19 protein-coding genes and 2 pseudogenes are annotated in these 21,439 nt (G+C 42.9%); 10 read left to right on the top strand and 11 right to left on the bottom strand.

Annotated elements, in window-relative coordinates; all coding sequences use genetic code 11:
- Window positions 1–471 (bottom strand): annotated as a pseudogene (locus tag NWP21_RS04715) (DNA methyltransferase); the annotation flags it as partial.
- Window positions 472–936: 465 nt separating this feature from the next.
- On the opposite strand from NWP21_RS04715, the gene NWP21_RS04710 reads away from it, so the two are divergent.
- Window positions 937–1,341, top strand: a complete 405-nt coding sequence (locus NWP21_RS04710) for an NIL domain-containing protein (RefSeq protein WP_280791805.1) — start codon at window positions 937–939, stop codon at window positions 1,339–1,341.
- Here NWP21_RS04710 and NWP21_RS04705 read toward each other — a convergent pair whose 3' ends face one another.
- Both NWP21_RS04705 and NWP21_RS04700 read right to left on the bottom strand, forming a co-directional pair.
- Window positions 1,342–1,827, bottom strand: a complete 486-nt coding sequence (locus NWP21_RS04705; protein ID WP_280791804.1) for an NADAR domain-containing protein — start codon at window positions 1,825–1,827, stop codon at window positions 1,342–1,344.
- A 603-nt stretch (window positions 1,828–2,430) separates the two neighbouring features.
- The gene (locus NWP21_RS04700) at window positions 2,431–2,574 is read right to left on the bottom strand and encodes a hypothetical protein (protein ID WP_280791803.1); all 144 of its coding nucleotides are present in this window, start codon (window positions 2,572–2,574) and stop codon (window positions 2,431–2,433) included.
- 87 nt (window positions 2,575–2,661) lie between these two features.
- Here NWP21_RS04700 and NWP21_RS04695 point away from each other — a divergent pair, with 87 nt between their 5' ends.
- Both NWP21_RS04695 and NWP21_RS04690 read left to right on the top strand, forming a co-directional pair.
- Window positions 2,662–3,027 carry a type II toxin-antitoxin system RelE/ParE family toxin gene (locus tag NWP21_RS04695; protein ID WP_280791802.1) on the top strand — a complete coding sequence of 122 codons (366 nt, stop codon included), beginning with the start codon at window positions 2,662–2,664 and terminating at the stop codon, window positions 3,025–3,027.
- Window positions 3,027–3,230, top strand: a complete 204-nt coding sequence (locus tag NWP21_RS04690; RefSeq protein WP_280791801.1) for a hypothetical protein — start codon at window positions 3,027–3,029, stop codon at window positions 3,228–3,230. The genes NWP21_RS04695 and NWP21_RS04690 overlap by 1 nt, the downstream gene beginning before the upstream one ends.
- 455 nt (window positions 3,231–3,685) lie before the next feature.
- On the opposite strand, the gene NWP21_RS04685 is transcribed toward NWP21_RS04690, so the two are convergent.
- On the bottom strand, window positions 3,686–5,746 hold the full coding sequence (locus NWP21_RS04685; protein WP_280791800.1) for a hypothetical protein: 2,061 nt from the start codon (window positions 5,744–5,746) through the stop codon (window positions 3,686–3,688).
- A gap of 375 nt (window positions 5,747–6,121) precedes the next feature.
- Between NWP21_RS04685 and NWP21_RS04680 the strand changes: the two genes are divergently transcribed.
- Entirely contained in the window at window positions 6,122–7,390 is a 1,269-nt protein-coding gene (locus tag NWP21_RS04680) for a sulfite exporter TauE/SafE family protein (RefSeq protein ID WP_280791799.1), read from the top strand.
- A 61-nt stretch (window positions 7,391–7,451) separates the two neighbouring features.
- Window positions 7,452–8,027 (top strand): hypothetical protein, encoded by a 576-nt coding sequence (locus NWP21_RS04675; RefSeq protein WP_280791798.1) that lies wholly within the window; start codon window positions 7,452–7,454, stop codon window positions 8,025–8,027.
- A gap of 116 nt (window positions 8,028–8,143) precedes the next feature.
- Here the strand turns inward: NWP21_RS04675 and galE are convergent, their stop codons facing one another.
- Complete coding sequence (galE, locus tag NWP21_RS04670) at window positions 8,144–9,148, bottom strand: UDP-glucose 4-epimerase GalE (RefSeq protein WP_280791797.1); 1,005 nt, start codon at window positions 9,146–9,148, stop codon at window positions 8,144–8,146.
- 294 nt (window positions 9,149–9,442) lie between these two features.
- On the opposite strand from galE, the gene NWP21_RS04665 reads away from it, so the two are divergent.
- Both NWP21_RS04665 and NWP21_RS04660 read left to right on the top strand, forming a co-directional pair.
- Window positions 9,443–10,183, top strand: a complete 741-nt coding sequence (locus tag NWP21_RS04665; protein WP_271730697.1) for a hypothetical protein — start codon at window positions 9,443–9,445, stop codon at window positions 10,181–10,183.
- Window positions 10,184–10,404: 221 nt separating this feature from the next.
- Window positions 10,405–12,156 (top strand): ABC transporter ATP-binding protein, encoded by a 1,752-nt coding sequence (locus NWP21_RS04660; protein ID WP_280791796.1) that lies wholly within the window; start codon window positions 10,405–10,407, stop codon window positions 12,154–12,156.
- Between the two features lie 56 nt (window positions 12,157–12,212).
- Here NWP21_RS04660 and NWP21_RS04655 read toward each other — a convergent pair whose 3' ends face one another.
- On the bottom strand, window positions 12,213–12,947 hold the full coding sequence (locus NWP21_RS04655; protein ID WP_280791795.1) for a DUF1995 family protein: 735 nt from the start codon (window positions 12,945–12,947) through the stop codon (window positions 12,213–12,215).
- A 304-nt stretch (window positions 12,948–13,251) separates the two neighbouring features.
- On the opposite strand from NWP21_RS04655, the gene NWP21_RS04650 reads away from it, so the two are divergent.
- The gene (locus tag NWP21_RS04650) at window positions 13,252–14,466 is read left to right on the top strand and encodes a succinate--CoA ligase subunit beta (RefSeq protein WP_280791794.1); all 1,215 of its coding nucleotides are present in this window, start codon (window positions 13,252–13,254) and stop codon (window positions 14,464–14,466) included.
- Window positions 14,467–14,597: 131 nt separating this feature from the next.
- Window positions 14,598–15,482 (top strand): CoA-binding protein, encoded by an 885-nt coding sequence (locus tag NWP21_RS04645; protein WP_280791793.1) that lies wholly within the window; start codon window positions 14,598–14,600, stop codon window positions 15,480–15,482.
- 11 nt (window positions 15,483–15,493) lie between these two features.
- On the opposite strand, the gene NWP21_RS04640 is transcribed toward NWP21_RS04645, so the two are convergent.
- Entirely contained in the window at window positions 15,494–17,335 is a 1,842-nt protein-coding gene (locus NWP21_RS04640) for a tetratricopeptide repeat protein (protein WP_280791792.1), read from the bottom strand.
- A gap of 45 nt (window positions 17,336–17,380) precedes the next feature.
- Entirely contained in the window at window positions 17,381–18,166 is a 786-nt protein-coding gene (gene fetB / locus NWP21_RS04635) for an iron export ABC transporter permease subunit FetB (protein ID WP_280791791.1), read from the bottom strand.
- A 189-nt stretch (window positions 18,167–18,355) separates the two neighbouring features.
- Between fetB and NWP21_RS04630 the strand changes: the two genes are divergently transcribed.
- Window positions 18,356–19,501, top strand: coding sequence for a DegT/DnrJ/EryC1/StrS family aminotransferase (locus NWP21_RS04630; RefSeq protein WP_280791790.1), 1,146 nt, complete (start codon window positions 18,356–18,358; stop codon window positions 19,499–19,501).
- Between the two features lie 81 nt (window positions 19,502–19,582).
- On the opposite strand, the gene NWP21_RS04625 is transcribed toward NWP21_RS04630, so the two are convergent.
- The 3 genes and pseudogenes from NWP21_RS04625 to NWP21_RS04615 form a co-directional block, all read right to left on the bottom strand.
- Window positions 19,583–19,771, bottom strand: a complete 189-nt coding sequence (locus NWP21_RS04625; protein ID WP_280686570.1) for a cyanobactin biosynthesis PatC/TenC/TruC family protein — start codon at window positions 19,769–19,771, stop codon at window positions 19,583–19,585.
- A gap of 14 nt (window positions 19,772–19,785) precedes the next feature.
- Window positions 19,786–19,989, bottom strand: coding sequence for a cyanobactin biosynthesis system PatB/AcyB/McaB family protein (locus tag NWP21_RS04620; RefSeq protein WP_193942670.1), 204 nt, complete (start codon window positions 19,987–19,989; stop codon window positions 19,786–19,788).
- A gap of 112 nt (window positions 19,990–20,101) precedes the next feature.
- Window positions 20,102–21,178: pseudogene (locus NWP21_RS04615) on the bottom strand (PatA/PatG family cyanobactin maturation protease); the annotation flags it as partial.
- Between the last annotated feature and the right edge of the window lie 261 nt (window positions 21,179–21,439).

Raw genomic sequence — 21,439 nt, 5'->3', positions numbered from 1 at the left:
AAAACTATCTATAGCTGACCGAAAATCTCTAACCTCCGGTCTGACATAATTAATAAAGTTGGTAATGAGTGCGTCTAAAGCTTCAGCATCTTTCATCGATACCCGCTGGGTTTCTGTGGCGTTTTGAATTAAAACCGCAGTTTGGGAATCTTCAAAGAGGATGTTACTACTAGGGTAACCTTTATTTAACTTTTTCTCGATTTCTTGATCTAAATTATCATCTTCGTCTTTACTTTCCCAGTAACCCCAATCTAATCGCAAAGCATCCTTAACCGTACCATCGGGGTAAACTAGTTTACCATTAGGTAATTTAAAATCCAATTCGGGAATTAGTAGAAAGTCTCTGGGTTTGCAATATTCATTTAAGAGGTTTTGAAAAGCCACGCGAATAGAAGTTTCTTTACGGGAACCGCCAAACTGAATAATTTTGGCTACTTCTGCTTGGTACTGGCTAATCAAAAGTCTGGACATGGGAAACTAGGGGATATACAAGGGTAGAAATTTCAATATAGGCGATCGCTGACAGTGATTTACCAGACAGTTTATTAAAATTTATACAAGTGTAAATAACTTTAAGTTAGAATAGCTGTAAGTTTGTCATCTATCTTAGGGTAGAGATAAAACCCCCCATGTGATCTATCATCTATTCGTTTATATCCACTATCTGTTGTTAAACGCAAAGGGCGCAAAGGTTGGCGCAAAGGTACGCAAAGGTTTATTGGCGGTCTAGAGTATGATCACATACATGATTTTCTAGTCAGATTTATCTGACTTTAGCTATTAGACGGGGGTTTCTAACCCCCGGATCTCTATGTAGCATTAAACGGGGTCTTTAATCCCAGAGCGATCGCGCTTAACTCGAGATCCATGGGAATCTCACCCCGTGCAAGTTCCCTTCGCGCTAGGGTAGAAAAAACTAAAGTCCCTGCTAAACCTGTGAAAAAACGAGTTACCCTCACTTTTCCTAAACGGGCTATTCAAATGCCAGTTACTTACTTACTGGCTAAAGAATTTAACGTTGCTGCCAATATTATCCGCGCCCAAGTGGCTCCTAACCAAATTGGCAAACTTGTGGTAGAGTTGTCTGGAGATATTGACCGCTTAAATGAAGCTATTGAGTGGATGCGATCGCGCCATATCAGTGTTTCTCACAACCTAGGTGAAATTGTCATTGATGAGAATGTCTGTGTCCATTGTGGTTTGTGTACTGGGGTTTGCCCTACAGAAGCCCTCAGCCTACAACCGGAAACATATAAATTGACATTCACGCGATCGCGCTGTATTGTCTGTGAACAGTGTATCCCTACCTGTCCAGTACAGGCGATTTCCACTAATCTGTAATTAATCTAACTTACGTCCCCCTAAAAATACCGTAGAAAGTTGTGATGCGCGGATTTCTTCACGCACAGCCATGAGAATTTTACCAAGATGGTTTTGACCGGTTTTTTGTACCCCACAACCCCAGAAATAATCATTGGGGGAATTTTCCACTAGGGTTTGATTACCTGTGTTCAAAAGAATTTCTTTAATGTCGCCATGAGTCATAAACTTTTGCAGTACGGCTTGTCCCATAACTTGGGTTTTGACTATCTCCCAGTCTGGACGCAGTTGGCGAGTAGGACAGCGGCCTAAAGCCGCTGCTGCTTCCGGGGTTTCGGCTGCATGAATCACAGGTATAATAACTGCATCTACACTGCCAACAAATTTTTGTGCTTGATAATAATGCTCTACAGTGGGCCAGTAAGTACCATGAATTGTGATCCCGTGGGGAGAAAAGTTAGAAAAACAGCCATAAGGTTGCCACACCTTGTAAAAGTATATGGTCATTTGAAAATTTATCTTTCTATATCTACATCTATAATGCCTGTAGATGCTAACAAGATGTTGTTAACTTTCGATGATTCGTTCCAGAATTACGAGGAATTTTTTCCGTTTAAAATTGAGTCCCCTTCCAACTTCTGAAATAATTTCAGCTTCTGGGTATCTTCTGCGTAAGTGTTCAAGTTGTCGTTGCTCGTCTTACTGGGAATGAGTCGAAACTCGTCCATAGCAAAACGCATATATAGCATTTCCCATGCTCGTGAGGTACAATTTTTTTTAGTTTGAGGGAACGGGGAACAGGGAATAGAAAATAGGGAATTGGTGTGTACTTCATGAGCCTGAAAAAGGCTATAAGCATAAATTTGAGTTGTCATTAATCCCACTATAGCGCTAGTAGCTAATAATATTTTTACCCTGCGGGGATGGTTTAGGGCTAGGTTCCTTTTAGGGGTAGGAGTTTTTACAGGTTAGCTCTGGGGTGCAGTTGTCTTGACCGAAGTAGTAAAAGATGCCCCAATCCACGGTTTGATAGTGGTGTCCCCACTCCTATTAGGGAGGGTTTGAAATCCTACAGACAAAAATAAAGGGGATGTGGTTTCCTAGGTGTGGTTACAGGTTCTCCCTGGGTTTGTGAAGATTTGTTAAGTAATTGTCAAAAAGACTGCGATCGCTGTAAGATAAAAAGTAATTAGGATTAATGGCAATAGCTTGGATGTAATCAGCCACAGCTAAAGCCCATTTTTTTTGGCTCAAAATGACCCCGATTGTAGATGAAATTTGATTTCTATGGTTATGTGATATAACCTTGAAAAAGTATAAGATTTTGACGATAATAAGTTAGTGGGATGGACTGTAGAATTTCATGAGGATTTTGAGCCAGAGTTTGATGCTTTGTCCCAAGAGGTACAAGAGGAGTTACTTGCTACAGCAAAGTTATTAGAAGAATTTGGATCACAGCTAAAGCGTCCCCATGTTGACACTCTCAACGGATCGAAGTACAGCAACATGAAGGAATTACGTTTTTCTGTTCATGGTGGTGTTTGGCGTGTAGCATTTGCTTTTGACCCAAAAAGACAAGGAATATTATTGGTAGCTGGTGATAAATCTGGAGTTAGCCAAAAACGGTTTTATACACAACTAATTAAAAAAGCCGATGCACGCTACAAAGACCATCTATTGAAATTACAAGAGGAAGGTTACACATAATGGCTAAAAACCTGAGAGAAAAAATCAAAGAAATGTCAATAGAGAGCCAAATAAAAATTGAAGAGCGCGCTCAAGAATTAATTGCTCTAGAATTAACTAGACAAAAACTTAGAAAAGAGAAACTTAAAATTAGAAAAGCGATACAATTAAAACAAGGAAAGGTAATTATCTTGAGAAAGATTAGTAACAATGTGTTGCTTTAGACTATTGAAAGGGTAAGAAAAGCGCTCGCCCCCCATCATCTCCACAATAGCGATCGCTCTCTATCATCTCCACAATAGCGATCGCCCTCTATCATCTCCACAATAGCGATCGCCCTCTATCATCTCCACAATAGCGATCGCCCCCCATCATCTCCACAATAGCGATCGCCCTCTATCATTTCCACAATAGCGATCGCTCTCTATCATCTCCACAATAGCGCTCGCCCCCCATCATCTCCACAATAGCGATCGCCCTCTATCATCCCCACAATAGCGATCGCCCTCCATACTCTCCACAATAGCGATCGCCCTCCATCATCTCCACAATAGCGATCGCCGGATTATGTGCAGGTTGAGGTTATACATCCCCGACTTCTGTCCGAAATATTCTCAGGTGGTCACAGAGCATCATAGAAGTCGGGGATGTGAAGTCCTGGGTAAACTTTGATTCACTGCTACCTTAACCGCCACAGTTTGATAGTGTTGTCATAACTCCCACTAGCCAGGGTTTGACCATCCGGGCTGAATCCTACAGACGAAACCTGGTCAGAATGACCGGTGAGGGTGTGTAGCTCTCTACCTGTGGTAACATCCCACAGTTTGATAGTCTTGTCATCACTCCCACTAGCCAGGGTTTGACCATCCGGGCTGAATCCTACAGACCTAACCCAGTCGGAATGACCAGTGAGGGTGTGTAGCTCTTTACCTGTGGTAACATCCCACAGTTTGATAGTCTTGTCCCAACTTCCACTAGCTAGGGTTTGACCATCCGGGCTGAAGGCTACTGAATCAACCACGCTAGAATGACCGGTGAGGGTGTGGCGAACCTTACCTGTGTTCATATCCCACAGTTTGATAGTGTAGTCCTCACTCCCACTAGCTAGGGTTTGACCATCTGGGCTGAATCCTACAGACCAAACCGAGTTAGAATGACCGGTGAGGGTGTGGCGAACCTTACCTGTGTTCACATCCCACAGTTTGATTGTGTAGTCCACACTCCCACTAGCTAGGGTTTGACCATCTGGGCTGAATCCTACAGAATCTGGGCTGAATCCTACATAATTAACAGAGTGAGAATGACCGGTGAGGGTGTGGCGAAGTTTACCTGTCCTCACATCCCACAGTTTGATAGTCTTGTCCCCACTCCTACTAGCCAGGGTTTGACCATCCGGGCTGAATCCTACAGAATTAACATCGTCAGAATGACCGGTGAGGGTGTTTTCTAATAAAGGTGAACCGGTAATGACACTTATAGGATTTGTGGGAAATAAACCATAACGCATATAAGCATAAATTTGAGTGGTCATTAATCCCACTATGGCGCTAGTAGCTAATAATACAGAATAAACCCAGTCAGAATGACCGGTGAGGGTTCTGGGTGAAAAGTTACCACTGGGTGAAGTTGTAACTTTTACTGGGGATGTTTGAGTCGTTGCACTGGTTACAGGTTGGCTCTGGGGTGCATAATTAGGAGGAGGGGGCTGGACTCTCACCCTCCCTGGAAAAATCTCAACGCCAATTTTACTAACGCGATCGCACCAATAGCAGCTACCATAACTTTGGCTATAGTAATGACTGTCAATCTGCTTACAGAGTATTAAACTTTGACTAGCAACTCTTAAGGCCTGGAACCATTCCTCGGCACTGGGGCGTAAATCAGGATTTTTATACCCATCATTAAAGCATCTGAGAAAACAACTTTTTACCTGTGGATGGAGAATTTCTAGGGGTATGGTTCTATCTACGGGTTCTAGTAACTGATGGTGAGAATATAGCCATATACCCCGACGGATATATTCACCGGGTTCTGGCGGTTCCCCTGCACCTTTCCACCTCCCTGCATACAGACTTTGACCACTGAATAATAACTGATATATAATCATCCCCAAGCGAAATCGGTCATGGATTTCTGTTTGCTCAATGGTTGCAAAGTCCTGACCAATTAACTCCGGTGGTGTGTACTCAGGGGTTCCCACCAAACAACGGTAAACTTTACCAGTTTGAGGATGACGCACCTGAAAAGAATCTGTATCAATAATTGAAGGTAAAGCCTGATCATTGACTAAAATATTTTGCGGCTTAATATCACCTAATACATAGCCTTTATCGTGTAATGCCCCTATAATTGAGGCAATATTCTGGGCTGTGTAGTGGAGAAACCGCCAGTCAGCCGGTAGTTTACATATTTTGTTGCGACGTGTGGGGTTGTACACATCATAAATTTCTTTTCCCCCCCGAATTTCCCCCATTAAGAACCCCACCAAATCACCCTGAGCATTTTTGAGGACTGACTGAGGCCAAGCGAAAGAAATATGACTGATGTCGTGATTTGGATCAGGGGGTGGATAGTCGAGCATCACCGCTAACTTTTGCATTCGTTCCGGTGTGGACTGGTGATAAATTTTAGCTAAATAACCACTGTAATCAGTTCGCCAAACTTTAGCCTCACCACTATTAGCCAGTTCACTCAGGAGATTAATTGATTTACCGGTACTAGCACAAATTAGACGGGTCATAAGAGGAGTTACTTGGATGGCTGGGTTAATCAAGACGGCCACAAATACGGGATTCTTTACGAAAATCTCAGCCTAGCTTTTCTAGTTCCGTGAGCTTGTTGATATTCCAGGGAAGGATCTGCCTAATCGTCAACATAATCAAATACATGATCTTCGAGTCACACAGATCCCCGACTTCTGGACAAATTATATGAGATTATTTCAATTATGTAAGAAGTCGGGGATCTTACGCCCCCTCCAAAGATACCCCATAGCACCAACCAACCTAATATATTCTCTCACCCCGTCAGCCAAGTTTGACAGCTCGTCTTTTGACAAATCCCAGAACTTACGGTAAGTTTCCGCACTAGAAGAGTGCCTGGGGAATTTATCATAATGCTAGATTTGTCACTGATCACCATCCTGGGGTTACTGGGCAGTTTTGGGCATTGCTTTGGGATGTGTGGCCCTTTAACCGTGGCCTTTTCCCTATCTCAGCAGCCAAGAACAGGAGCAACAGTTTCCCCCCAACCGACACCAGAAAAAAAAATACCCAATACCTGGCGACAACAATTGAAATTTCATTTCCTGTTAAACTTAGGGCGAATGTTCAGCTATGCCCTAGTTGGTGCTGGTATAGGGTCCCTGGGTTCTGTCTTACTCCAAGGTGGTCAGTTTGCCGGTGTAGGTAGTGATTTCCGGCGTTGGATGGCAATTATTACCGGATTAATGCTGATTTGGTTTGGTTTAGGACAAGTAACACCGGATTTACTACCGCGCATCCCCGTATTACATCCGTTACTCAAAGGAAGTTTACATGAGCGTCTGAGTCTAGGGATGCTGCAACTTTCCCATCAAAACAGATGGTGGACACCCATACTTTTAGGCATGACCTGGGGTTTAATGCCCTGTGGTTTCTTATATGCTGCTCAGATTAAAGCTGCGGAAACAGGCAATTTATGGATGGGTGCAGCCACCATGCTGGCTTTTGGCCTGGGAACCCTACCCACTATGCTAGGTGTGGGTGTTTCCACCTCCTTGGTAAATAAAGACCAGCGCAGTCAATTATTTCGCTTAGGCGGCTGGGTAACACTCACCATTGGCGTACTAACTTTGTTACGGACTGGCGACACCATGGTAGATTATACTGGACACGCCGCCTTACTCTGCTTAATCTTGGCACTAATTGCCCGTCCTATAAGCCGCCTGTGGGCTTCACCCTTGCGTTACCGTCGCGGTTTGGGTGTGGGTGCTTTTGTCCTGGCTGTGGTGCATACCACCCACATGATGGCACATTCATTGCAGTGGCAATTGGCAGCGTTCTGGTTCTTACCGCCGGATTTTCGCTGGGGTATGGCTGCGGGTGCTGCAGCTTTAGTGTTAATTACCCCCGCAGCCTTGACAAGTTTTGAATCACTGCAAAAATATTTGGGTAAACTTTGGCGACAGATTCATCTATTGAGTTTACCAGCTTTACTTTTAAGTTCTATTCATGCTGTATTGATTGGTTCCCATTATTTAGGTTCCTTGCAGTTAACATGGGGCAATCAATTAGCGGTAGTATTACTAGGAACTGTTACCGTGGGCGTGTTATTGGTGCGCTCAAGTTGGTTTTGGTCAAAGTTAAATATACAAAAGTTTTATGTACCCCCAAGCAAATCCTAGTTACTGGTATGGTAACAAACCAAGAATTATCTATTACTTGTTATTTTTGACTTGCTTAGTTATGTCAATAATTACAGCTCATCCTCTGTTTGCTCATCAAGTGCAAATAGCTGAAGATGTGGGTGCTACTCTCCACATGGAACCAAATGACCAGCCTCGTGCTGGGGAACCTACCCAAGCTTGGTTTGCTTTGACTCGTAAAGGTGGTCAGGTGCTTCCTTTGACAGAGTGTGATTGTGAATTATTGATTTATGCTCAACCTTATGTACCCGGAGAACCAGCCCTCATAGCACCCGATTTAGAACCGGTGACGGCTGAACGTTATCAAGGTATTCCCGGTGCTGAAATTATGTTCCCTAAGCCAGGACGGTATCAGCTACAGCTAATCGGTAAACCTACCACTGAGGGCAGTTTTAAACCATTTAAATTTGAGTTTGACGTGACTGTAGCTAGGGGAACAGCCATAAATGCAGTCAAACAAACCAATAATACACCCACTCAAGATGTGAATGTCAGGTCACGGTTAAGTATTACCGTGCTAGCCCTGGTAATTGTTATGACTTTGGCTATTGGATTTATGATACTTCGGGTAAGGTATAGCAGGGGGCAGGGGGCAGGGGGCAGGGGGAAGCCTTGAAACGCTTGAATTTCAATGGTTTTATCTTCTGTTTGTGTCCTAACCACCTTGGCGGTTGCTATAACCTCAAGAGGAGGTATTGCAATACCTCCTAGAATATTCCGAAAACCCTGTAATTACATATACATATGTCGCTGTTGATGCCACTGCCAAGCATGAGTGACAATATCTTTAATCCCAGGGTATTGAGGTTGCCAATTGAGCATTTTTCTGGCTTTCTCACCACTACCAATCAGAGAAGGGGGATCACCGGGGCGGCGATCGCATTCTGCCACTGGTATACTCATACCGGTAACTTCTGCTGCGGCTGCAATCACTTCTCTGACGGAGAAGCCATTACCATTACCCAAGTTAAAAACTTCGCTCTCCCCACCCTCTAAGAGATATTGCAAACCCAAAACATGGGCATCTGCCAAATCACTGACGTGAATATAATCACGAATACAAGTACCATCAGGGGTGGGGTAATCCGTGCCAAAAATAGAAATAGAATTTCTTTTACCCAAAGCTGTGAGCAGCACCAAGGGGATTAAGTGGGTTTCTGGTTGATGATCCTCCCCTAGTAAGCCACTCGGATGAGCACCAGCTGCATTAAAGTAGCGAAAACATACTGACTTCAAACCATAAGCTACATCAAAGTCAGAAAGAATCCGCTCTACCATCAGCTTACTAGCCCCATAGGGGTTAATGGGGTTTTGGGGGTGGTTTTCCGGTATAGGTACGATTTCCGGGACTCCATAGGTCGCACAGGTGGAAGAGAAGACAAATTTTTTAATAGATGCAGCCAGCATCGCCTCTAACAGCGTCAAAGTACCCATAACATTGTTACGGTAATATTTAGCCGGGTCAGTCACAGACTCACCTACGTAGGCATAGGCGGAAAAGTGCATAACAGCAGTAATATTGCGGGTTTTAAATAAGGCATCCAACAAAGGGCGATCGCCTGTATCCCCCACTACGAGTTCTACGCGCAACACCTTTTCCACCAAATCTTGATGCCCATAAACCAGATTATCAAGTATGACAACTTCATAACCCGCTTGCTTAAGAGCCAATACAGTATGAGAACCAATATATCCAGCTCCCCCCGTTACTAAGATGCTCGGCCTTGCAGAAGACATAGTTTTTCCTTGAGAATTGACAACCATTCAATTAATTTAGTTTACTGATGCCACATTACCCATCCGAAAAATGACAAATAATAGAGGCAGTATGAAAAAATTGGACTAAAATCACTACGAGGTCTTAGGCTGGGTGTATTTGCTCTCAAGTAATAGTACGATTACAATTTGACGATAAAATACATCTTCTGTCGGTGAATCTCTAGACTGATCATTACGTGTATGTCAGTTACTCATGGGGGAAACTCCTATTTGAAACTGGCTTACAGCCCCAAAAAATTTGAGAGTTAATCTATGTTTCTATTACTAAGCCGAGTACTGCTATGGCTGCTGATTGGCACTGTTGTATACTCCTTGTTTCAGAGGTTTTATCCTTCGGGAACCTTTATCGGGAGATTAGTTTTAGTCGTTGTTTTGATTGTCATAGCTTTGTCGTTTATTAACCCTAATGAACCGGCTGTGGCATCTCTGTGGAAGGTAGTATCATTTCCCCTCAAGCCTTTAGGCGCTTCTATTTTACTAATGATGTTTGCCGCCCAGAAGATTAAGGGGGGCGGGATAGAAAAACCAGGGGGTTATTTGCTGGGTTGGTCGCTGACAATTTTACTGTTGGCAAGTACACCGGCGATCGCCTACTTTTTGGTCAGGGTACCCATAGCAACATTAGGATATACCAACTTAGCAACACAGGAATTTATTCAGGATTCTAGAGTAGTTTCATCCATGAGACCCAATACTAATTCTGTAGAGGCTCTGGTGGCATTGCGACCAGCAACTGCACCCCCGATAATTTCTGATGTGGTGGGGAATAATATCTTGTTCAATCAAGAACAAAGTCATACAAATATAGCCTTTAATTCTTTGGGTGTGAATGTTTCACCTTACCTAGCCCAAACTCGTCCAGACAGCACTCGCGGCTTGCGAATTGAGGACTTTGTACCCAGTGCGGAAACCCTGCAACTGACAACCCAAGTATGGGAAAGTTATCTCAACCAGATTTACTTTTTCTTGCGTGGTGACCAAGCACCTCGCTAAAGCTGAGAGTGCAAAAATAGGAATCAGCGAATAATGAACCACAGATATTTGATCATATTTATCTGTCGGCATCTGTGGTTTAACCTGAAAAATATTGACTTGCTGCTTGATTGGCTTCTCTATTCGCTAAAGTAGGATAGGGCAGATTGCTGAAATTCCCATAACATCAGAGATTTATCAGCAGTTGATCCTCAGGATAATTAAGTTGCAATATCGCTTTAATGGCAGAATCTCGACGACTGGCTAAAATCGGTGCTTATTTACGTCCCCATTGGCGGGAAACTACATTAGGCATTCTTGCTTTATTATCTGTCAATGGGCTGGGTGTTTATATTCCCTGGTTGATTCGTTCAGCCATTGACCAACTTTCGGCTAGCTTTAATTTCAACCAAATATTATATTATGTAGTCCCAATTGTCTTGCTCACTTCCGCCATGTGGCTCATCCGTATGGCTTCGCGGATTTGGCTGTTTGGGGTGGGGCGACAGGTAGAATTTGACCTGAAACAACGCATTTTTGAACACCTACTCAAGCTAGAACCCGCTTATTTTGTCACTAATACTGCTGGAGATTTAATTAATCGGGCCACCAGTGATGTAGACAATGTGAGGAGGTTGGTGGGTTTTGCTGTACTGAGTTTAGCAAATACTATCTTTGCCTATGCTCTCACCCTACCAATAATGTTGACAATTAGTGTCAATCTTACACTAGCTTCTTTGGCTGTGTATCCTTTCATGTTCTGGTTAGTACATCTATTTAGCAATCGTCTCCGTAAGGAGCAAGCTGTAGTACAAGAAGAACTATCCGACATCAGTGAACTAATTCAAGAGGACATTAGCGGTATTGCTTTAATTAAAATCTACGCCCAAGAAGACAATGAGCGTCGAGCGTTTGGTCAAAAGAACCAGCAGCTATTGGCGGCTAACCTACAACTGGCTAAAAGCCGCAATATACTGTTTCCTTTAATTGGTGGTTTAGCTAATCTCAGTTCTCTGGTAATCATCTGGCTGGGAAGCTTACAAATCTCTACGGGAACTCTGGCTGTAGGAGATTTTTTGGCCCTGCTGATTTATGTAGAACGTTTAGTGTTTCCCACAGCTTTATTAGGTTTTACGATTACAGCTTATCAACGTGGTGAAGTGAGTATTGACCGCCTGGAGTCTATTCTGTCTGTAACACCGAAAATTCAAGACGCACCGGATACTGTACATTTGCCCAAGAATGAGATTAAAGGAGAAATCAAGGCCATTAATCTCAGCTTTACCTACCCTGGTGCCAGTACTGCGGCTTTAGATAATATCAGCTTTACTATTTTTCCTGGGGAAACACTAGCCATTGTGGGGGCCATTGGTTCTGGTAAATCAACTTTAGCTAATGCCTTACCGCGTTTGTTAGATATTCCACCCGGGCAATTGTTCCTCGATGATGTCGATATTACTAAGATATCATTGGCGGATTTACGTCAGTCCATCGCCTATGTTCCTCAAGATAGTTTTTTGTTTAGCACTACAATTAAGAATAATATCCGCTACGGTGACCCAGTCGGTGAATTACAACTCATAGAGGATGTTGCTAAAATAGCCCAAATTGATGGCGAAATTAGGAATTTTCCCCAGGAATATGAAACCATTGTGGGGGAGCGGGGTATAACTCTTTCTGGAGGTCAACGACAACGTACCGCCTTAGCTAGGGCGATGTTGGTGGAGGCTCCAATCCTAATTTTAGATGATGCCCTTTCCAGTGTAGATAATCAAACTGCTACAAAAATTATACGTAATCTTACCAGTAAAGGCAGTCGCAAAACCATAATTTTCATCACTCATCAGCTATCGGCGGCGGCGACGGCTGACCGGATTTTTGTGATGGATAAGGGCAAAATTGTCCAAATAGGCAATCACTCAGAACTATTGCAAACAGATGGTCTTTACAAAAAATTGTGGCATCAGCACCAGGTAGAAGAGTTACTACATTGAATTTCAACCACAGATACAGACAATCTACATCTGTGGTTGATTTTTCTGATTTCAGACTAACTACTCAAAGCCTTCAAGAAGCGTTGTAAACTCTTCAACACACTCGGCTTTTTCGCCGGTACACCATCCTGAAGTGTTTGTGGTTGTCCTTGGATGACAATCATATCCAACTCATCACCTGTTGGTCTTTTGGGTAATTCCGCCACTTTTTCATACTCGCCATTTGTTTCTACCCAGACCTCCCATAGTCCAGGATAGCAGCGAAATACAGCAGTGGTATCATCCACAGGACGCAGGTAGTAACAAGATTCAATGGTACTAATAAAACGCTGGCGGGTTTGCCTAGCTGTATAACCAATACCCACAACCCCAGAATCTTCCAGGCGGGGATTTAACATCACAAAAGGGCGATCGCCTATCTCTTCGCATAACTTTTCCACCTGGGGAACTTCTACAGAGGAGGGGGAAATAAATAAGAAAATTTCATCATCTGGGTGAATTTTCGATTGTAGGGAGGCCGCCCTACCTGTACCGATATCCAAAATTGTAAATGGTGTATCCTGCCAATCACGGTTAGCCAGGGCCGCAGCACCAGCATCGGCAAAGAAAACTTTCAGACGGGAATCATATTTGGCAAATACGGGCAAAAATTCCGCCGCCACGGGCATCAGTTTTAGTTCGGGGAACAGAAAATCAACTTGTAAGCGAGTGTACCCGTCTGTAAGGGCGGCTTGGGTGGCCATGCGAGATTGAGCGATGGCTTCTTCCAGACTTTTGGGAAGTTCAGGCATAGTTTATATATGAATCTAGCTTCTACTTCCATTGTTTCAGTCTTTTTGGCAACGGCAACACCAGAGTTTTTTACTTACTTACTAAATTAATGAGTAAATAATAACTTTTTATATTACAGTATTCATATTCCCATCTAAAAAAATACATTGGCATTCTGGATATAATCCGATAGAATTAATACACAATGAATAAATTACTTTAAATAACACGAAAGCAGCTTAATTATGTAATTCTAGTGCTATGAACAGTTAAAATCAGCACCGGCAAAATGCTTTTGGAAGTGTAAATATAGGGTGCAAGTATATGGAGCTATTGGAGTACCAAGTTAAAGAATGGTTTGGGAAAATAGGCATTCCCGTATTGCCTTCCCAACGAATTGACCATCCTACAGATTTGAAAAGGTTAAAAATTCCCTACCCGATTGTACTGAAGTCCCAAGTATACACGGGAGAAAGGGCGAAAGCTGGTGGGGTGAGGTTTGTAGAAACAACAATTGACGCGATCGCAGCGGCACAGACTATATTTAATTTGCCAATTTGGGGCGAGTTACCGGAAGTTATACTAGGAGAATCCCAGTATATAGGGGAAAAAGAATTTTATCTAGCAGTAGTCTTAGATACTGCTGTGTGCCGACCAGTGCTTTTAGGCGGCACGGAAGCGGATATCGACTGGGAATCCCCAGGGCAAAAAATGCATCACGTTGTGGTTGAACAGGAATTTTCTGCTTTCTATGCGCGGCGACTGGCGTTAAAAATGGGTTTACGCGGAAAATTAATCCAGTCTGTCAGCTCTGTAGTTGACAAAATGTATCAGTTATTTATCCAAAAAGACTTGGATTTGGTGGAAATTAGTCCCCTGTCCGTAAATGCTTCAGGTGAAGTTATGGCTCTCAATGGTAAAGTCAGTATCAATGAACGGGCCATTGGCCGCCATCCAGATTTGGAGGAAATAGCCGTAAAAACAGCTAACCGTCATGGTAGAAGTACCATCAACCCTCAGTTAGGTAATTGGGATGGTTTAGAACTGCATGGTAAAATTGGCATTTTGGCTAATGGTACTGGTTCGATGATGGCTACCTTGGATTTAGTCACTAGTGCAGGTGGTAAACCTGGTAGTTGTCTGAACCTGCGCCATGCTTTGCTCACAGATGTTTCACCGACAACTTTCTGCGATCGCCTTGCTAAAGGCTTAAATTTTTTAGCCGCTGACAAGAGTGTTCAAGTTATACTACTAAACCTAATCGGTGGTGTAACTGAGACTAAGGAAGTAGTGCAAATCATTAGCAATTTTATGCAGCAGGACAACCGCGAAGTTCAATCAGCAAGTGTAGCTTGTAGCACCAAAACTCGCCGAGGACATCATTTTCCCCGTTTGGTTGTCCGCATTGCTGGATCTGAGTTCGCTGCGGCTCAAAAATTGTTAGGGCGATTAAATACTAAACCTGATGCTCTGATAGTACTGGAAAATTTAGATGAGGCAGTGGCAACATCTGTGAGTTTTACCAAACGTGATGGGTAAAGCCTTTGGTTTTTTCTGGTTTACTTACTCATGAGGTCAGAATTTTTTCACCACAGATGTAGAGGCCTTAGCGGACTCCTGTAGGGTACACAGATGAACATAGATAATTGCTAAAGCTACTAAAATGTTTTATGAACTTAACACCAGATAGTAAGGTATTAATTGAGGGCTTTTCTGAATTTATTTCAGCAAATCATATTGCTCAAATGCAAGCTTATGGTACAAATTTAGTTGCTGGTGTCAATCCCGGATGTGGTGGACAGCAACTGTACAATCTGCCAATCTTCGATTTAGTGGAAGAGGTGGTGGAAGAATTCGGCGCAATTGATACAGCAATTATCTGCGTACATCCGTACCAAGTTTTAGATGCAGCCTTAGAAGCGATCGCCTCTCATATCAGTCAGATAATTATCATTTCCGGTGGGGTACCACCTTTGGATATGGTGCAATTACTCCGTCAGTCAGAAGCGGGTGAAACCTTGATAGTAGGTCCCAACAGTCCGGGAATTATCGTACCGGGTAAAATTCTTTTGGGTACTCAACCCAGTGAATTATATAGACCAGGACCGGTTGGTATCGTTAGCCGCAGCAGTACCCTCACATACGAGGTTGCTTGGGAACTAACTAAAGCTGGTTTAGGGCAATCCATTAGTGTGAGTATTGGTAGTGATGCGATCGTCGGTTCATCCTTTCTGCAATGGCTGCAAATTCTCGATGAAGATGAAACCACACAAGCGATAGTTTTAGTCGGTCAACCCGGTGGCGATAGTGAAGAAGCAGCAGCAAAGTATATTGCTGAAGCCATTGATAAACCAGTCATTGCTTATATTGCAGGTAGACACGCACCAAGACCAAAAAATTGGCGACAAAGTGGTACCTTGGCTACAGTTATTGGACGTGAGCCTAATTTTGGCACCGCACAAAGTAAATTAGCTGCTTTTGAAGCCGCAAAAGTGACTGTTGCTGAACGTCTTTCTCAGATTCCAGAATTGGTTAAAAAGGCGATGAAGTCTTGATTGAGTAAATATCACATAGTTTCCTCGTACCTTCCTAACAATTGGGGGATGTAATCATATCCATCTACACCAATAATCGCAATCATTTTGGGACGATGTTGCTGTAGCAGATATTGGAAAGCTTCGTCTCCCATTTGACCCCGTAAAATTGTCAGTAACCCTGCTGGTTGTCTCCATTCACTAGAAGCAATTTGCTCTAACAGATACATTCCTAAGCTACCAGTATAAATAGCTTTTTCTGAGTTTTGTAAGTTATAATAAGCTTCAGATAAGTAAGCTAAATTCCGACCTTGGAGATATAAATCTCCAGCAACTTGGGCTGTTTTAAACCCATTTTCTAAATAGGGAATTGCCGCGGATGATTGACCGATAACTAAATAGGCAATACCTAAGCTACTAAAACATAAAGCTTTACTTTGAATATCGCCTAATTGTTCTGATAACTTTAACCCTTGTTCTAAATAATTAATAGCTGTTTCATAAACCTCTGTTTCTCTTTGTTCTAGCTGTTGCGCCTCCATAACTTGGCTGTAACCTAAATTTACCAGCGCATTGGCTTGTGCTGTCCTTTCCCCTGCTTGGCGACTGAGCATTAATGCTCGTTGACTGTAGTTAATGGCCTGAGCATAATTTTTCTGTTGTACATAGGTACGACTCAGGTGGTTGAGATTGGCCAGTTCACAGGGGAGGTCACCGGCGTTTCTAGCGATCTCCAGTGCTTGCTGGTGAAACGCAATAGAACGCTCATATTGTCCTAAAGCCCGTTGTGAATAGCCTAAAAGGGTGATAATTCTAGCTTTTTGCTGATTTCCCTCTACTCGTCGCAGTGGTTCATCGAGATAATCCAAAGCATCCCGTAAGTAACCACCAGAAAAAGAGGCAAAAATGCCACCATACAGGGGAAAATAGGGACGCTGGGCAAAGTGGCGCAGGATCTGGAGCATAACCAGAGAGCAGCCATGACTGTATATGGGTTGATGATTAAAACCAGTTGCTAACTGGCTCCAAATGACTGCAAAGGTTAAAAATGTAGAAATTGATAACTTTGATCCTGCTTGGACGTTGTAAGCCTGTTGGTCGAACCAGTTGACTAAACCTCGTTGCAGGTATTGTAAAATTAATCCTAGTTCTACCCACTCACTCAGGCTGATACGCCCTTGCTGTTGTGCAAATTCCCACACAGATTGTTCCCTTGCTAGGGCGCGAAACAGTGCTTGACATACATTACTATTAACCTGCTTTGCCCAAGTTGCCCAAGGACCACTTTCTGTCGGAACCCCACCAAAACCTAATTGTTGATTGCTTTCATACATCCAGCTAACTAGGTGCTCTTGTAGTCGTTCCCAGTTAGCTAAACCGCAGGTAATTCCCTGGGATATTTCCTGTAAGTCAGTATCTACCTGAGCAAATTGTTGTAAACCTGTGGCTAACTGCTTTGTTGACTGTATATTTAGTGGTTGCTTTTGATTGGGGTCGATAACACGTAAAAAAATCGTCAGACGTTCATCTGTAGCGGCCGTGGTAATTTCTTTAATTGCGCTTGCGATCGCTTCTGTGGTTTGATAGTGCTGGGAATATCTTTGCCATTGAGTTTGAATAGTTTTCACCGCTCTCAATTTGCGGTTGGCTTTGGCTTTTTTGAGTTCATCTGTTTGGGTATCAACTTGGCTTTGAATGCTACTGAGGCGATCGCTTAATACTAGTTCAAATATTTCTCCGGTTCCCGCCTTTATTTTATTTTGCAATATTTGATACACCATTTCTACAGAGCTAATTTTGCCCTGGAGGGTAGATTCCACAATTTCATCAATTAAAGCGAGATAGCTATCCCGTATTGGCACAGATTCAGACACTTTAGCTCCTGGGGAAGGTAAACCCCTATTCTAACAAAATCGCCATCAATCCCCAGGGGTCACCAACTGGGCAGCAGAATTAAAGAACTGACGATATAATCCTCTGGTGACTAAAATACTTGTCAGCAAGTTAGCCATGGCCACCATAAAGATAATTACAATTTCGTAGTATACAGCATCAAGGGGACTAATTCCGGCGATTAACTGTCCCGTCGTGATTCCCGGAATAGCCACCATACCCATGAGCATCATTTGATTGAGAGTTGGTAAAAATGCGCTTCTGATGGCTTGTTTCCGGTATTGGCTAACTGCTTGGTGGGGAGTCGCACCTAAGCTCAAGTGTGTTTCTATTTCCACATACTGTGAGTTCAGAGTGCTAACAAGACGTTCCCCGGCGATCGCCGCTGCATTCATCGCATTACCTAATACTATCCCTGCTAGAGGAATTACATAACGGGGTTCATACCATCTGTCCGGTTGAATAATCAAGAAGTTAGTATAAATAACCGTCAAAGCTGTACTAATTAAAATTGCGCCCCATACCAAAGGTAAAACCCGGGGAATTTTCACACTGATGCGATTTCTGGCCACCATAGCTGTAATAGTTAAGATTACTGCTAAAATCGCCAAAACTCCCCAAACATTATCTAAAGCAAAGATGAAGTCTAAAACGTATCCTAATACGAGTAGTTGTAAGATAGTTCTACCGGTAGCCATGGCTAAGTTTAACTCTAATCCTAACCTTTCCCAGGTAGATAAACCGATAGCTATAGCCATCAATCCCACCGCAATCACTAAATCAACCAAATCCAGCCTTATTAAATCCTGCATAGGTTATTCATCTCCCACAGACTGAGCGCTTAACAATGATATTCTCAACCATACAATAATTCCAGTAAAAACCCAGCTTTGATGGGTATCCGTGGCGACATCTTGACCAAGTTGTTTGATAAAATTGAACAAGCGTAAAAATTGGCTGTCCCAGTGCATCCTTTGTATTTTCAGAGCAAATGAAAACTTATGATCCAGAGCCTAAATTCCGTCCCTGCCTTTGATATTCAGCACCAATACGCTACCATTGCAGCAGAAGTGAGTGCTGCGGTTTTAGAAGTTTTAACTTCTGGGCGTTATATTGGTGGCCCTGTAGTAGAAAGCTTTGAGCAACAGTTTGCTGCCTATCATGGGACTAATCATTGTATAGCGTGCAACTCAGGTACTGATGCTCTCTACTTAGCTTTACGAGCTCTGGAAATTGGTACAGGTGATGAAGTGATTACCACACCTTTTACCTTTGTGGCCACGGCTGAAGTTATTAGCGCGGTGGGTGCAACACCAATTTTTGTGGATATTGACAGTAATACTTTAAATATTGACTTGCAGCAAGTAGCCGCAGCCATTACACCTAAAACCAAAGCCATTATCCCAGTGCACTTATTTGGTCAACCGGTAGATATGACAGCACTCATGGCCATCGCTAAGTCTCACAATTTAGCAGTGATTGAAGATTGCGCTCAAGCCACAGGTGCAACCTGGGATCATCAAAAAGTTGGTAGCATAGGAGATATTGGCTGCTTTAGTTTCTACCCTACTAAGAATCTCGGCGGGTGCGGTGACGGTGGAGCCATTACTACCAATGATCCTCAACTAGCAGCAAAATTGCGGATACTCAAAGAACATGGGCAGAAAAATCGCTATTACTACGAAGAAATTGGTATAAATAGTCGCTTAGATAGTCTGCAAGCGGCTATTTTGCAAATTAAACTCCGTTATCTTGATACTTGGAATCACCAACGACGGGCGATCGCCGCTTATTACCAGCAGTTTCTCAGTCACATTCCAGATATTATTGTCCCCCAAGAACTACCCGGGGGGTTGAGTGTATGGAATCAGTATACTATTCGCATTTCCAGCACTGAGGGAATAGTGCGCCCGAACTACCGAGACTGGGTACGGAGTCAACTCCAAGAGCGGGGGGTCAATTCCATGGTTTATTATCCCCATCCTTTACATTTACAGCCAGTATATCAATATTTAGGCTATCAGCCCGGACAATTACCAGTAGCTGAGTTAGCTTGTAATCAGGTGTTATCTTTACCCATGTTCCCAGAACTCACCCAGTTACAGCAAGACCAGGTGATTTATGCTCTGAAAGACAGCTTGGGGTAGAGAAGTATTACTCAGGGAAGCGGTCTTTAAAATTCATATCCCCGACTTCTTGAAGAAGTCGGGGATCTTGATCTTGAGGAATTAACACCAAATGCGACCACGACGGAAAGGTTTATCAGGTTCAGTTTGTTGGGCTTTTTGTTTAGCGATTTCCTGTGACCAAAAACCATAATCCTCTAAACCAGTAGATAACAATTTGCGTTCAATTTCTGCTGGTGGTTTAGGTTCTGGTTGGCTGGAATTTGCGGGAGTTTTCTTTGGTCTACTCATAATTTTGATAATTCCTAAAACGTACATCTACAAGAGGACTTAATTTGCTGATAACTGCGATTTTGAAAAGCAGCAGGATCATTATAGTTAGCACCATGTAATAAATCCATGCGAATATGAACTAAATCTTCAACTCTGCCATGAATCACATCAACAGACCGATGAGGATAAATAATATCCGGTCTTTTTACTGGTGGGGAAAGTTTAGGTAATCTCATAACATACCAATTTTAGATTTTAGAGTTTGGATTTTACATAAGGAGTCAGAAAACAGAATGAAAAATAGATTTTTCCCTGTTCCCTGTTCCCTGTTTCCTGTTCCCTTTTCTATTAATAAGGTGTAGACCAAGAACGCACTTCGCCCAAGGTCACAGGAATAATATCACTCACATCAATTGTAAACCGGAATAGTTTCTTAGCACGACGGCTATTTTCAGGGTCAAAGAACTTCAATTTTACATCCCAACAATCGCTATCTAAACGACAGAAAGGACTTTTCTCTACTGTAATACTATCCAATTCCATACCTGTAGCCACAGCTTCAGCAAAGGTAGAAGCCGCTTGGAAAGCATTGGTAGAAGCAAAATTTAACGCCCGGTCTTGGGAAGTTGTACCTAAATTGCGTAAATCATAATAAATGCGGCTGAGGAAACTACCCAAAGTGCGCCGAATAGACTCTTCTTGGGCTTCTGTGGCTTGTGCTTGGATTGTCTGAATAGCAGCGTCAACCAAGGTGTTAACCTTCCAACCGTAAAGCCCCCGTGTGTTGGGAACTTCAATTACAGGTACAACTTGACCAGAAAACAGTTTTACACTCCGTCCTGATAAAATCCCTGGAATGCTCACTCTTTCTACATAATTCTCAGCATCTTCAGCTTGGATTTGTCCTGATAATAATTGTTGTAAAATTTCATAGACATCTCTAGCAAAAGCCCCACCTGGTTCAATGGCATAGATAGGGGTTAATTCTAAATTTAATGTCCAAATTAAAGATTTAGCTTCAGAAGGATTATCTGCTAAATAATCTACCATCTGCCGGGCATCATAGGGATTAGCCGGAATTGCTGTTCCGTCTATTGCTACCCCTGGCATTAATTGTTTAAACGAGTCCCGTCTGGCTTCTGAACCAAAATCATAACCCAGTGTACCTAAAGCATAAACTAAGTTAAGTTCAGCGAGGTCGCTGGGTGCTTGGCTGGCGGTGATGTAGTTAGATGTGCGGTTTGACATGGTTGTAGGTCTGGAATTTGATAAATTTGCAGTTGTCAAAGGTGCAGAAATTGTCGCTGGTATAGCTGGAACAACTTCAGGTATTTCATCTGGGATAAATTCTTCCGGGTTGGGTTCGGGTTCAGTAACATTTGTGGTATCTGAGCCACCGCAACCACAACCAGCAGCTTCTACGCTGTAAACCCTTGTGTTGTCTAATAATTTGCTGTACTCTCAGAATCAAACTAGTACAGTACGGCGTAAATAAACCATTACGAATCTGTGAAAAGCTTATGCTGTATTGATTCTAAATTGGAGCGATCGCTATTCTTGATGAATTTCCACACCGTCACCTAAAAAAAGCTTCTGGTGAATCAGAACTCGTTAAATTACCCTTCAAAATCAATTTAACGCCTTCACCAAACCAGTCTTCTTCACATCGAAGAAGTGATCTAAACA

The sequence above is a fragment of the Anabaenopsis sp. FSS-46 genome, assembly GCF_029891665.1.
Taxonomy (GTDB): Bacteria; Cyanobacteriota; Cyanobacteriia; order Cyanobacteriales; family Nostocaceae; genus Anabaenopsis; species Anabaenopsis arnoldii.
The sequence above is the reverse complement of the archived record's forward strand: the minus strand, read 5'-3'. Positions and strand labels throughout refer to the sequence as shown.